The sequence below is a fragment of the Streptomyces spiroverticillatus genome (genome assembly GCA_014650415.1).
In the GTDB taxonomy this organism is placed as follows: Bacteria; Actinomycetota; Actinomycetes; order Streptomycetales; family Streptomycetaceae; genus Streptomyces; species Streptomyces spiroverticillatus.
In genome coordinates this window covers 1-15330 of the sequence record BMUX01000045.1, presented here as the reverse complement: position 1 = coordinate 15330, position 15330 = coordinate 1, and the positions used below count along the sequence as shown (strand labels likewise).

Genomic DNA, 15330 nt, shown 5'->3' with positions numbered 1-15330 from the left:
GGAGTCGGGTCGGGTGCGGCGGGCGGGTGTGTCGTCGTTCGGTATCAGTGGGACGAATGCGCATGTGGTGCTGGAGCAGTTCGCGGTGGCTGATGTGGTGCCGGTGGTGGATGTGGCTCCGGGGGGTGTGGTGCCGTGGCTCGTCTCGGGCAAGACGGAGCAGGCGCTTCGGGACCAGGTCGTACGGCTGCGTGCGTTTGTGGAGGAGTCGGGGCTGCGGTCGGTGGACGTGGGCCTGTCCACGCTGAGCCGGTCCGTCTTTGCGCATCGGGCTGTGGTGCTGAACGGTGAGCAGGTCGTCGAGGGGCAGGCGCGTACCGGGAAGACGGCGTTCCTGTTCACCGGTCAGGGGTCTCAACGACTCGGGATGGGGCGTGAGTTGTATGCCCGTTTCCCGGTGTTCGCGGCGGCTTTCGATGCGGTGTGTGCGGAACTGGATGTTCCGGTGCGTGAGGTGGTGTGGGGTGAGGATGCGGATGCGCTGAATCAGACGATGTTCGCGCAAGCGGGCCTCTTTGCCGTCGAGGTGGCGTTGTTCCGTCTCGTCGAGTCGTGGGGCGTGAAGCCCGACTTCGTCGCCGGTCACTCGATCGGCGAGGTAGCTGCGGCCCATGTGGCCGGGGTGCTGTCCCTGGCGGATGCGTGCACGCTGGTCGCTGCACGCGGCCAGTTGATGCAGGCGTTGTCCGAGGGTGGCGCGATGCTTGCCGTACAGGCGACGGAGGCTGAAGTCCTGCCGCTGCTGGGCGAGTTGGTGTCGGTCGCCGCGGTCAACGGCCCGACCTCCGTGGTCGTGTCCGGCGCGGCGGACCAGGTGGAGTCCGTACGAACCCACTTCGAGGACCTGGGCCGCAGAACGACCCGCCTCCGTGTCTCGCACGCGTTCCATTCGCCGCTGATGGACCCGATGCTGGACGACTTCCGTGCTGTCGTGTCCGGGCTGGCCTTCACCACACCCACCATCCAGCTGGTCGCGGGCACCGAGTCGGTGTGCGACCCCGAGTACTGGGTGAACCACGTCCGAGACACCGTGCGCTTCGCCGACGACATCCGCACACTCACCGACGCAGGCGTTACCCACTACCTGGAGCTTGGACCCGACAGCGTGCTCTCGGTCATGGGCCAGGAGTCCGCCGCGCCCGACGCCCTGTTCGTCCCCGCCCTGCGCAAGGGCCGCGACGAGGAGGAGACGGCTGTACGAGCTCTGGCCGAGCTGTACGTCCACGGCGTGACCGCTGACTGGGACGCCCTGTTCACCGGGACCGGCGCCCGCCGGGTCGAGCTGCCCACCTACGCCTTCCAGCGGCAGCGGTACTGGCCCGCAGGGGTGGTGCTGCGCGAGGGTGACGTACGGTTCGCGGGACTCGGCGCGGCGGAGCACCCGATGCTGAGCGCGTTGGTGAGCCTGGCCGACGAGGACGGGGTCGTGCTGACCGGACGTCTCTCGCAGCAGACGCATCCTTGGCTGGTGGATCACACCGTCAAGGGAGTTGTGCTGGTGCCCGGCACCGGTCTGCTCGAACTCGTCCTGCGGGCGGGGGCCGAGGTGGGTTGCGCAGTGGTGGAGGAGTTGGCGCTCGCGGCGCCGTTGGTGCTGCCCGAGCAGGGCGGCGTACAGCTTCAGGTACGGCTCTCGGCGGCCGAGGAGAGCGGCCGGCGCATGGTCGGCGTGTACTCGTGCACCGAAGGGGCCGGCGACGGGGTCTGGGTGCGGCATGCCAGTGGTGTGCTGAGTGCGGACGCCGTGGGCACAGCGGTCGGATTCGACGCGACGACGTGGCCGCCGGCGGGTGCCGAGGAGATGTCGGTGGACGGCGCCTACGAGCGGTTCGCGCAGGCCGGGTTCGGTTACGGTCCGGTGTTCCGTGGGCTGCGTGCGGTGTGGCGGCGTGGTGAGGAGTTGTTCGCCGAGGTGGCGCTGCCGGAGGAGGAGCGGGAGGCGGCGGGCCGGTTCGGCCTGCACCCCGCGCTGCTCGATGCCTCTCTGCACGCGGGTCTGCTGGAGGGCGCCAACGACGACACGGTCGTCCCGTTCGTCTGGAACGACGTCGTGTTGCACGCGGTCGGCGCGTCCGAGGTCCGGGTGCGGCTGACCCGGGTCGGTGACGAAGGTCTGTCCCTCCAGATGGCCGACATGGCCGGACAGCCCGTGCTGTCCGTGGGCTCGATGCTCAGCCGGTTGGTTTCTGAGAAACAACTCAGTTCTGCAGCAAGCCCGTTGTTCGGGATCGAGTGGTCGGTGGTTCCGACGGATTCCGCTGGCGCGGGTGTGCCGTGGGTGCGTTGGGAGGAGGTGCCTGCGGAGGGTTCGGTGCCGGGTGTGGTGGTGCTGGACTGTGGCGCTGAGGTGTCGTCGGACGTGGTGTCCGGGGTGCGTGCGGTGTCGTATCGGGTGCTGGAGGTGGTGCGGTCGTGGCTGGCTGAGGAGCGGTTCGCCGGGTCGCGTCTGGTGGTCGTGACGCGTGGTGCGGTCGCCGTGCCGGAGGGTGCGGGGCTGGATGTGGTGCAGGCTCCGGTGTGGGGCCTGGTGCGTGCGGCGGAGGCGGAGAACCCGGGTCGGTTCGCGTTGGTGGACGTGGAGACCGGGGCGTCTGTGGACGCCGTAGCTCCCGCCTTGCGGACCGGGGAGCCGGAGTGCGCGGTGCGTGAGGGGCAGGTGTGGGCGCCCCGTCTGGTCCGGCTTGAGACGGCCGCTGAGCGGGTGCCCGCATTCGATGCCGGGGGTGCGGTGTTGGTGACGGGTGGTACGGGTGGTCTGGGTGCGGTGGTGGCCCGTCGGCTGGTGTCGGAGTACGGGGTGCGGCATCTGGTGCTGACCAGTCGCAGGGGCTTGGAGGCTCCCGGCTCACCGGAGTTGGCTGCGGAGTTGATGGCGATCGGCGCCGAGGTGCGTATCGCCGCGTGTGACGTGTCGGATCGGGAGGCTCTCGCGGGGCTGCTCGCCGAGACCGTTGCGGAACGTCCGCTGACGGCCGTCTTCCACGCCGCCGGAATCAGCAGCAACGCCCTCGTCGGAGCCCTGACCGAGGACGCCTTCGACGCCGTGCTCGCGCCGAAGGTGGATGCGGCCTGGCATCTGCACGAGTTGACGCGGGAGTGGGACCTGGCGGCGTTCGTGCTGTTCTCCTCGGCGGGTGGTCTGGTGCTGACCGCCGGGCAGGGCAACTACGCGGCGGCGAACGTCTTTCTGGACGCCCTGGCCGTGCGGCGTGCCGCCGAAGGGCTGCCCGCCACCTCGATGGCCTTTGGTCTGTGGGACGCGGGAGCGGGAATGGGCGCGCTCCTCGCCGACGTGGACCGCAAGCGGATGGCGTCCCAGGGGCTGCCCGTCCTGTCGGCCGGAACCGGCCTGGAACTCTTCGACTCGGCCTTGCGGTCACCCCGGCCCGCCGTCGTTCCCGTGTTGGTCGACCCGGCCGCCCTGCGCGCCCGTACCGACGAGATACCCGCCCTGTTGCGCGGGCTCACCCCGCGGCGGGCGCGGCGCGCGGCCGCCGGAGCCGGCGGCGCCACGGCTTCCTCACTGGAACAGCGCTTGTCCGGACAGTCGTTGGGAGAACGCCGTCGTACGGTGCTTCAGCTGGTCAGGGGTGAGGTGGCTTCGGTGCTCGGGCATGCCTCGGCCGAGGCGATCGGTGCGGACCGGGCCTTCAAGGAGCTCGGTTTCGACTCGCTCGCCGCGACCGAACTGCGCAACCAGCTGAACCGGGCCACCGGTCTGCGGCTGCCCGCCACCCTCGCCTTCGACCACCCCAACGCCGAGGCCGTCACCGACCACCTCCTCACCCTTCTCGGCACGGACGAAGCCGCCTCGGACGCGGCGGTACGAGGCACCGAACAGCAGCACTCCCTCGACGGCGACCCGGTCGCGATCGTCGGCATGGCCTGCCGCTATCCGGGCGGGGTGACCTCGCCCGAGGACCTGTGGCAGCTGCTGATGAACGGCGGGGACACCGTCTCCGACCTGCCCGCGGACCGGGGCTGGAACATCGAGGATCTTTACGACCCGGAGCCCGGCAAGGAGGGCAAGAGCTACACGCGCCGCGGCAGTTTCCTGCACGAGGCGGCGGACTTCGACCCGGGTTTCTTCGGCATCCCGCCCCGCGAGGCCCTGTACATGGACCCGCAGCAGCGGCTGCTGCTCGAAACCTCGTGGGAGGCTCTGGAGCGGGCCGGTATCGACCCCGCGACCCTCAAGGGCAGCCGCACGGGCGTCTTCGCTGGTGTGATGTACCACGACTACGCACTCGGTGCGAACCCCTCCGGAACCAGCGGCGGCAGCGTCGTGTCCGGCCGGGTCTCGTACACGCTGGGGCTGGAGGGTCCGGCCGTCACGGTGGACACCGCGTGCTCCTCCTCCCTGGTGGCGCTGCATCTCGCGGTGCAGTCCCTGCGCGCGGGGGAGTGTTCCCTGGCCCTGGCCGGCGGTGCGACCGTCATGTCCACGCCGGGCATGTTCATCGAGTTCAGCCGTCAGCGAGGCCTGTCCGTCGACGGCCGCTGCAAGGCGTTCGGAAGCAGCGCGGACGGGGTCGGCTGGTCCGAGGGCGTCGGTGTGCTGCTCGTCGAGCGACTGTCCGACGCACAGCGCAACGGGCACCAGGTCCTGGCCGTGATCCGTGGCTCCGCCGTCAACCAGGACGGCGCCAGCAACGGGTTCGCAGCCCCCAACGGCCCCTCGCAGCAGCGGGTCATCCGCCAGGCCCTGGCGTCGGCAGCCCTCGCGGCCACCGAGGTCGACGCAGTGGAGGCGCACGGCACCGGTACGACGCTCGGCGACCCGATCGAGGCACAGGCCCTCCTCGCGACGTACGGGCAGGGCCGGCCGGAGAACCAGCCGTTCCTGCTCGGCTCCGTCAAGTCGAACATCGGCCACGCGCAGGCGGCGGCCGGTGTCGCGGGCGTGATCAAGATGGTCATGGCGATGCAGGAGGGCGTGCTCCCGCGTACCCTCCACGCGGACGAGCCCTCGCCGCACGTGGACTGGACCGAGGGTGCGGTGGCGCTGCTCGGGGAAGCGGTGCACTGGCCGGAGACCGGCCGCCCCCGCCGCGCGGGGGTCTCGGCGTTCGGCATCAGCGGCACCAACGCGCACGTGATTCTGGAGCAGGCGGCCGAGCAGGGTTCGGCACGGGTCCCCGAGGAAGCGGCCGGCCCGGCGGCGGGCGCCACCACCGGGGCGGAGCCCGAAGGCGCGACGGCAGCGGAGACCGGTGTGCTGCCGTGGCTGGTGTCCGCCGCGACCCCGGAAGCCCTCCAGGCGCAGGCCGCCCGCCTGCTGACGTACGTCGATGCCCGGCCGGACCTGAACCTGGCGGCGACGGCCGACGCGCTGGCGACCGCGCGGACGGCGCTGGAGCACCGGGCCGCGATCGTCGGTACCGGACGCGCGGAGCTGCTCGACGGACTGCGCGGGCTGGCGGACGGAGAGCCCAAGCTGCCGGGCGGCGTCCTCAGGTCATCCGCCCGTGGGAATGGAACGAGCGCGTTCCTGTTCTCGGGGCAGGGGTCGCAACGGTTGGGTATGGGACGTGAGTTGTACGCCCGTTTCCCGGTGTTCGCGGCTGCGTTCGATGCGGTGTGTGAGCAGCTGGATGTGCCGGTGCGGGAGGTGGTGTGGGGTGAGGACGCGGAGGCGCTGGACCAGACCGTGTTCGCGCAGGCGGCGTTGTTCGCCGTCGAGGTGGCCCTGTTCCGTCTCGTCGAATCGTGGGGTGTGCGGCCGGACTTCGTGGCGGGTCACTCGATCGGTGAGGTGGCTGCCGCGCATGTGGCCGGAGTCTTCTCCCTGGCGGACGCGTGCGCGCTGGTGGCGGCGCGGGGTCGGTTGATGCAGGCGTTGCCCGGGGGCGGTGCGATGCTCGCCGTTCAGGCCACAGAAGATGAAGTCCTGCCGCTGCTGGGCGAGTTGGTGTCGGTCGCCGCGGTCAACGGTCCGGCCTCCGTGGTCGTGTCCGGCGCGGTGGACCAGGTGGAGTCCGTACGAACTCACTTCGAGGGCTTGGGCCGCAAGACGACCCGTCTGCGTGTCTCGCACGCGTTCCACTCCCCGCTGATGGACCCGATGCTGGACGACTTCCGTGCGGTGGTGTTGGAACTTTCCTTCGCCGCACCGTCCATTCCTGTGGTCTCCAACCTGACCGGTGGGGTTGCCGAGGCCGAGCGGCTGTGCTCCCCCGAGTACTGGGTGCGTCACGCCCGCGACGCGGTCCGCTTCGCCGACGGCATCCGGACCTTGGCCGACCTGGGCGTGACCCGCTGCCTGGAGGTGGGCCCCGACGCGGTGCTCGCGGGGATGGCGGGCGACTGCCTGGACGGCACGTCCGCCTCCGCCCTGCCGCTGCTGCGCGCGGGCCGGGGTGAGACCGCCACCCTGGTCGCGGCTCTCGGTGCGCTGCACTGCGCCGGGATCGCCGTGGACTGGCGGGAGTTCTTCAGTGGTACGGCCGAGGGCACGGCCGGCGTCCGGGTCGACCTGCCGACGTACGCGTTCCAGCGTCAGCGGTACTGGCTCGACGCCACCCGGGCGACCGCCGACCTGGACTCGGTCGGTGTCGTCGCGGCGGACCACCCGCTGCTGGGCACCGCGACGGAACTCGTCTCGGCCGACGGCTACCTCTTCACGGGCCGCCTGTCGGTCCGTACGCACCCGTGGCTCGCGGACCACACGGTGAAGGGAACGATCCTGGTGCCCGGCACCGGTCTGCTCGAACTCGTCCTTCGGGCGGGGTCGGAAGCGGGTTGCGCGGCGGTGGAGGAGCTGACGCTCGCCGCACCGCTGGTGCTGCCCGAGCAGGGCGGCGTACAGGTACAGGTGTGGGTCGCGGAGCCCGACGGGACCGGCCGCCGCCAGGTCACCGTGCACTCCCGGCCGGACGACGGGCAGGACGGGGTCTGGGTGCGGCATGCCAGTGGTGTGCTGAGTGCGGACGCCGTGGGTACAGCGGTCGGTTTCGACGCGGTGACATGGCCGCCGGCGGGTGCCGAGGAGGTGTCCGTCGAGGGCGCCTACGAGGGCTTCGCCGGGGCCGGGTTCGGTTACGGTCCGGTGTTCCGTGGGCTGCGTGCGGTGTGGCGGCGTGGTGAGGAGTTGTTCGCCGAGGTGGCGCTGCCGGAGGAGGAGCGGGACGCGGCGGGCCGGTTCGGCCTGCACCCCGCCCTCTTGGACGCGGCGATGCACGCGGCGATCCTGACGAGTACGGGCGAGACGGCCATCCCCTTCGTCTGGACCGACGTGGCGTTGCACGCGGTCGGGGCGTCCGAGGTGCGGGTGCGGCTGGCCAGGATCGGCGAGGAGGGCTGGACGCTGGCACTCGCCGACGTCACCGGAGCACCGGTGCTCTCGGTCGGCTCCATGGTCAGCAGGCCGGTATCCGCCGAGCAACTGGGCGGGTCCGGGAGTCCGTTGTACGGGATCGACTGGTCGGTGGTTCCTGCGGTCTCTGCGATGCCGGGGGTTCCGGTGGCCGGGGATGTGCCGTGGGTGCGTTGGGAGGAGGTGCCTGCGGAGGGTTCGGTGCCGGGTGTGGTCGTGCTGGACTGTGGTGCCGTGGCCGGTGTTGACGGGGATGTTCCGTGTGCTGTGCGTGCGGTGTCGTTGCGGGTGTTGGAGGTGGTGCGGTCGTGGCTGGCTGAGGAGCGGTTCGCCGGGTCGCGTCTGGTGGTGGTGACGCGTGGTGCGGTCGCCGTGCCGGAGGGTGCGGGGCTGGACGTGGTGCAGGCTCCGGTGTGGGGCCTGGTGCGTGCGGCGCAGGCGGAGAATCCGGGCCGGTTCGTGCTGGTCGATGTGGAGCCCGGGGCGGATCTGGGTTCCGTTGCCCCGGCGCTGGCGGCCGGTGAGTCGGAGTCGGCGGTGCGTGCCGGTCAGGTGTGGGTGCCGCGTCTGAAGCGCCTCGACTCCTCCGAGGAAGAGATCCCCCCGTTCGATGCCGGGGGTGCGGTGTTGGTGACGGGTGGTACGGGTGGTCTGGGTGCGGTGGTGGCCCGTCGGCTGGTGTCGGAGTACGGGGTGCGGCATCTGGTGCTGACCAGTCGCAGGGGTCTGGAGGCCCCTGGTGCGCCGGAGTTGGCGGCGGAGCTGGTCGCTCTGGGCGCCGAGGTGCGTATCGCCGCGTGTGACGTGTCGGACCGGGAGGCACTTGCGGGGCTGCTCGCCGAGACCGTTGCGGAACGTCCGCTGACCGCCGTCTTCCACGCCGCCGGAATAGGCGACAGCGCCGTCATGGACGCGCTCACCCCCGAGCAGGTGGACAGGGTGTACGCGCCGAAGGTGGATGCGGCCTGGCATCTGCACGAGTTGACGCGGGAGTGGGACCTGGCGGCGTTCGTGCTGTTCTCCTCGGCGGGTGGTCTGGTGCTGACCGCCGGGCAGGGCAACTACGCGGCGGCGAACGTCTTTCTGGACGCCCTGGCCGTGCGGCGTGCCGCCGAAGGGCTGCCCGCCACCTCGATGGCCTTCGGTCTGTGGGAGGTCGGCGGCGGGCTCGGCGCGTACCTGCGCGACGTGGACCGTAAGCGAATGGCCACTCAGGGCGTACCGCCGATGACCCTCGAAACGGGCCTGACACTCTTCGACGCCGCCTTGTGCTCCGGGTGCCCCGCCGTCGTTCCCGTACGGATCGACACGGCCGCCCTGCGCAGCCGCACGGACGAAGTGCCCGCGCTGCTGCGGGGTCTGGTGCCCGTCGTACGGCGGGCCGCGGCGGCCGGCAGCGGTTCGGGGTCGGCCGAGCCGAGCTTGCACGAACGGTTGTCGGGCCTGTCGGTGGGGGAGCGCCGTCGTACGGTGCTTCAGCTGGTCAGGGGTGAGGTGGCTTCGGTGCTCGGGCATGCCTCGGCCGAGGCGATCGGTGCGGACCGGGCCTTCAAGGAGCTCGGTTTCGACTCGCTCGCCGCGACCGAACTGCGCAACCAGCTGAACCGGGCCACCGGTCTGCGGCTGCCCGCCACCCTCGCCTTCGACCACCCCAACGCCGAGGCCGTCACCGACCACCTCCTCACCCTCCTCGGCGGAAACGAAGCCGGCGGGACGGCGGGCGAGGACGAGCTCCGCGAAGCGCTCCGGACCATCCCGACGAGCCGACTGCGCGACGCGGGCCTGATGGAGAGCCTCCTCGAACTCGCGGAGGTCCGGGTCACCCCCGCCGACCTCCTGGCAGAGGAGGAGCCGCAGGACCAGGACCAGTGCGCGGACGGTGACGCGCTGGCTGCCGCCCGCCGCGAGACCGCCCGGCTGCGCGCCGACAACCGCAGGCTCGCGGCCGACCGGCACGAGCCCATCGCGATCGTCGGCATGGCCTGCCGCTACCCCGGCGGCGTGAACAGCCCCGAGGACCTGTGGCGGCTCGTCACCTCCGGCGGCGACGCGATCTCCGCGTTTCCCACCGACCGGGGCTGGGACCTGTCCTCCCTGCTCGACCCGCGCGCGACCGGCCCGGACGCGTACTACACGCGCACCGGCGGCTTCCTCGACGGGGCTGCCGACTTCGACCCGGCCTTCTTCGGGATCTCACCGCGCGAGGCCCTCGCGATGGACCCGCAGCAGCGGATCACCCTGGAGCTGGCCTGGGAGGCGCTGGAGCGCGCGGGCATCGACCCGACGACGCTCCGGGGCAGCCGTACCGGCGTGTTCGCCGGCGTGATGTACCACGACTACCCGGGCAGTGACGGAAACGGCAGCGTCGTCTCGGGCCGGGTCTCCTACAAGCTCGGCCTCGAAGGCCCTGCGGTCGCCGTCGACACCGCCTGCTCGTCCTCGCTCGTCGCACTGCACCTCGCGGTGCAGGCGCTGCGGCAGGGAGAGTGCTCGCTGGCGCTCACCGGCGGTGTCACGGTGATGGCGACGCCGGGTGTGTTCGCGGAGTTCGGCCGGCAGGGCGGGCTCGCCTCCGACGGCCGGTGCAAGTCGTTCGCCTCGGCGGCCGACGGAACCGGATTCGCCGAAGGCGCGGGGTTCCTCGCGGTGGAGCGACTCTCGGACGCGGTCCGTAACGGGCACCAGGTGCTCGCCGTGATCCGCGGTTCCGCCGTCAATCAGGATGGTGCCTCCAACGGTCTGACCGCCCCGAACGGCCCCTCGCAGCGCCGGGTGATCCGGCAGGCACTCGCGAATGCCCGACTCGCCGCCGACCAGATCGACGCCGTCGAGGCGCACGGCACCGGCACGACGCTCGGTGACCCGATCGAGGCACAGGCACTGCTGGCCACATACGGCCAGGGGCGCCCCGCGGACCGGCCGCTGTGGCTGGGCTCGGTCAAGTCGAACATCGGGCACGCGCAGGCAGCGGCCGGCGTGGCCGGAATCATCAAGATGGTCATGGCCATGCGCCACCGGGAGCTGCCCGCGACACTGCACGTGGACGAGCCGAGCCACGAGGTCGACTGGAGCGCCGGAGAGGTGCGGCTGCTCACCGAGGCCCGTGAGTGGGCCGGTGAGGGCCGGCGTACCCGTCGTGCGGGCATCTCGTCCTTCGGGATCAGCGGCACCAACGCACACGTGATCGTCGAGGAGGCTCCGAAGCCTCCGACGCCCCTCCCCTCCGAGCCACCCGCGCGCGAGCCCCGGGCCGCGGCCTCCACGGCGCTCGTCGTGACCGCCGCGGCACCGGAGGCCCTGCGAGCCCAGGCCGGACGCCTGCTGGCGCTCGTGAAGGAGTCCGCGTGGATGAGCCCTGTCGACCTCGGCCACTCCCTTGCGACGACACGGGCGGCACTCGCCCACCGCGCCGTACTGCCCGCGACGGACCGGGACCAGTTGCTGGTCGGTCTGGCGGCCATGGCGCGCGGGGAGGCGGTCGCGGCCGCCGCGACCGCCGCACCGCTGGCATTCCTGTTCTCGGGCCAGGGATCGCAACGGCTGGGTATGGGACGTGAGTTGTACGCCCGTTTCCCGGTGTTCGCGGCCGCCTTCGATGCGGTGTGTGAGCAGCTGGATTTGCCGGTGCGGGAGGTGGTGTGGGGTGAGGACGCGGAGGCGCTGAATCAGACCGTGTTCGCGCAGGCGGCGTTGTTCGCCGTCGAGGTGGCCCTGTTCCGTCTCGTCGAATCGTGGGGTGTGCGGCCGGACTTCGTGGCGGGTCACTCGATCGGTGAGGTGGCTGCCGCGCATGTGGCCGGAGTCTTCTCCCTGGCGGACGCGTGCGCGCTGGTGGCGGCGCGGGGTCGGTTGATGCAGGCGTTGCCCGGGGGCGGTGCGATGCTCGCCGTACAGGCCACGGAAGACGAAGTAGTTCCCCTGCTCGATGAGTTGGTGTCGATCGCGGCGGTCAACGGCCCGTCCTCCGTGGTGGTGTCCGGCGCCGAGGACCAGGTGGATTCCATACGAACCCACTTCGAGGGTCTCGGCCGCAAGGCGACCCGTCTGCGTGTCTCGCACGCGTTCCACTCCCCGCTGATGGACCCGATGCTGGACGACTTCCGCGCGGTGCTCGGCGGGCTCGCCTTCTCCAGGCCCTCGCTTCCCGTCGTGTCCAACCTGACCGGTGACCTCGCCGAGGCGGACCGGCTGTGCGACCCGGAGTACTGGGTGCGCCACGTCCGCGAAGCGGTCCGCTTCGCCGACGGCATCCGGACCCTCGGCGCCCTCGGCGTGACCCGCTTCCTGGAAATCGGCCCCGACGGTGTTCTCACCGCGCTGGCCCAGGATTCGGCCCCCGACGGAGCCGCCCTTGTCCCCGCACTGCGCGGGAACACCTCCGAGGAGGCCGCGGTACGGGAGGCCACGGCGCGACTCCACGCTCACGGCGTGCAGGTCGATTGGCCCGCCTTCTACGCGGACTGCGGAGCGCGACGCGTCGAACTGCCCACCTACCCCTTCCAGCACCGGCGGTTCTGGCCGGCGGTCATGGCGTACGCGGGCAGCGCGGAGTCCGTCGGGCTCAAGGCCGCGGATCACCCCCTGCTGACCGGAACGGTCGAACTGGCGGGAAGCGCTGGTCAGTTGTTCACCGGACGGCTGTCGGTGCAGTCACACCCCTGGCTCGCGGACCACACGGTCATGAGCGCGGTAATGGTCCCGGGCACCGCACTGGTGGAACTGGCGATCCGGGCCGGTGACGAGGTCGGCTGTGCGGCACTGGACGAACTGACGCTGGCCGCGCCGCTGGTGCTGCCCGCCGAGGGCGGCGTGCAGGTGCAGGTCTGGGTGGGCGAGCCGGACGACTCCTGCCGTCGGCCGGTGAGTGTGCACTCCCGCCCGGACAACGGTTCCGACACCGTGTGGACGCGGCACGCCGAGGGCTTCCTCGCCCTGTCCGCCGTCGAGGAGCCCGCGTTCGACGCGTCGGTCTGGCCGCCCGCGGGTGCCCAGGCACTCGACGTATCGGGCGTGTACGAGCGGTTCGCCGAGACCGGGTTCGAGTACGGACCCGTCTTCCAGGGACTGCGGGGAGCCTGGCTGCTCGGTGACGAGGTGTACGCCGAAGTGGCCCTGCCCGAGGACGTCGACGGCGGGGTGTTCGGCCTCCACCCGGCGCTGTTCGACGCGAGCCTGCATGCCGCGGCGGCGGGAGCAGGTGACGGAGCGGGCGGCGGTGTGCCGTTCGCATGGTCGGGTGTGTCGCTGTACGCGTTCGGCGCCTCCGCCCTGCGGGCCCGGCTGACGAGGGGCACCGACGGTTCGCTGGCCGTGGCGCTCGCCGACGGCACCGGGGCGCCCGTCGCCTCCGTACGCTCGCTCACGGTACGACCCGTTTCCGCACAGCAGTGGGGCGAGAGCGGTGCGGCCGCTCACGAGCAGCTCTTCGCGGTCGAGTGGACGCCGATCGAGGCCCCCGGCGCCGGGACAGCGACGCCGGACGTGGAACTGGTCCGGTGGGACGTGGCGGCCGACTCCGCCGACGTGGTCGGCTCGGTGCACGCACTGACCGCGCGGGCACTGGAACTCGTACGGCGCGCACAGGAGGAACGGTCCGCCACGGACTCCCCGCTGCTCTTCGTGACTCGCGGCGCGACCTCCGGCGAGAACCTGGCCGCTGCCGCCGCCTGGGGTCTGCTGCGCTCCGCCCAGTCGGAGCACCCGGGCCGGTTCGTCCTGGTGGACGTGGCCGGGGAGGAGCCCAACCCCGAGGTCCTGAAGGCCCTCACGCTCCTGGGAGAACCCCAGTTGCTCGTCCGTGACGGCCAGGTGCTGACGGCCAGGCTGGCCCGCGTCGCGCAACCCGCCGCCGGCTCCGTCCCCGCCTGGCAGGGCGAAGGACCGGTGCTCATCACCGGTGGTACCGGCGCTCTGGGCCGGGCGGTGGCCCGGCACCTGGTCGACGAACACGGAGTACGCAGCCTGCTGCTCGTCAGCCGCCGGGGTGCCGAGGCGGACGGCGTCGTGGAACTCGTCGCGGAACTCGCCTCGGCGGGTGCGCACACGGTCGTGGAAGCATGCGACCTCACCGACCGGACCGCTGTGGACGGGCTGCTGGCCCGCCACCGCGTGCACGCCGTCGTCCACACCGCCGGTGTGCTCGACGACGCGCTGCTCGGCTCGCTCACCGCAGAACGGCTGGCCGCTGTGCTGCGCCCCAAGGTGGACGCGGCCTGGAACCTGCACGAGGCGACCGAGGGGCAGAACCTCGCGGCCTTCGTCCTGTTCTCCTCCGTGGCGGCCACCTTCGGCAACGCGGGGCAGGCCAACTACGCCGCCGGAAACGCCTTCCTGGACGCCCTCGCGCGGCACCGGAACGCCCTCGGGCTCCCCGGCACCTCACTGGCCTGGGGGCCGTGGACCGGCGCGGGCGGCGGAATGACCGGCGCCCTCACGGTGGCGGACACGGAACGCATGGCGCGTGCGGGCATGCCGCCACTGTCCGTCGTGGAGGGGCTGGCCCTGTTCGACGCGGCGCTGTCGGCCGGGCGGCCGGCGGTCCTGCCTGTCCGGCTGGACCTGCCCGCGATACGGACCCGGGGCGAGGCTCCGCCGCTCCTGCGGGGCCTGATCCGCAAGCCCGTCCGTCGCGCGGCGACAGCCACCGGCGCGCACACCGGGCTCACCGAACGGCTGACCGGCCTCGACCCGCAGACGCGCCGCGAGGCGCTGCTCGACGCCGTACGGACGCAGATCGCACTCGTACTCGGACACGTGGGTGTGGGGGAGGTGGATGCTGCCCGTGCCTTCCAGGAACTGGGCTTCGACTCCCTGATGGCGGTCGAGCTGCGCAACCGGCTCGACGCGGCGACCGGCCTGCGGCTCCCGGCGACACTGGTCTTCGACTACCCGACGGCGAACGCGCTCGTGGACTTCCTGATCGACGCGCTGTTCGACGAGCCGCTGGGTGACAACGAGGCGGTGGCCGAGCGACTGCCGTCCGCACGGACGGCGGCCGGCACGGACGATCCGGTGGTCATCGTGGGTATGGCCTGCCGTTATCCGGGAGGCGTGGCCTCGCCCGAGGGCCTGTGGAAGCTGGTCGCCGACGGAGTGGACGCCGTCGGGGACTTCCCGGCCGACCGCGGCTGGGACGTGGAATCGCTCCACCACCCGGACCCGGAACACCTCGGTACCAGCTACACCTGCTCCGGCGGCTTCCTGTCCGACGCTGCGTACTTCGATCCGGACTTCTTCGGGATGAGCCCGCGTGAGGCGCTGGCGACCGATGCGCAGCAGCGGTTGCTGCTGGAGACGACGTGGGAGGCGTTCGAGCGGGCGAGCATCGACCCGGTGTCGCTGCGGGGTTCGCAGACCGGTGTCTTCGCGGGTGTCATGTACAGCGATTACGCGAGTCTGCTGGGTGGCCCGGAGTTCGAGGGCCAGCAGGGCGCCGGCAGTGCGGGCAGTATCGCGTCGGGGCGGGTGTCGTACGCGTTGGGCCTTGAGGGTCCTGCGGTGACGGTGGACACGGCGTGCTCGTCTTCGCTGGTGGCGATGCACCTGGCGGCGCAGGCACTGCGTTCGGGCGAGTGCTCGCTGGCGGTTGCCGGTGGTGTGACGGTGATGTCGACGCCGACCACGTTCATCGAGTTCTCCCGCCAGAGGGGCCTCGCGGCCGACGGCCGCTGCAAGGCGTTTGCCGAGGCCGCCGATGGTGTGGGCTGGGGCGAGGGCGTGGGGATGGTGGTGCTGGAGCGGTTGTCGGACGCGGTGCGTCATGGGCATCGGGTGCTCGCGGTCGTGCGTGGCTCCGCTGTCAATCAGGATGGTGCGAGCAATGGTCTGACGGCGCCGAACGGTCCTTCGCAGCAGCGGGTGATCCGGCAGGCGCTGGCCAGTGGTGGGTTGTCGACGTCCGATGTGGATGTGGTGGAGGCGCACGGTACGGGGACGACGCTGGGTGATCCGATCGAGGCGCAGGCGTTGCTTGCGACGTACGGGCGGGATCGTGAACTCCCGTTGTTGCTGGGTTC

At 71.7% G+C, this 15330-nt stretch carries 1 protein-coding gene; it reads left to right on the top strand.

Annotated elements, in window-relative coordinates; all coding sequences use genetic code 11:
• Positions 1-64: 64 nt before the first annotated feature.
• Positions 65-15330 (top strand): SDR family NAD(P)-dependent oxidoreductase (locus IE269_RS42365; RefSeq protein ID WP_318299704.1); only part of this gene is annotated, 15266 nt, incomplete at its 3' end.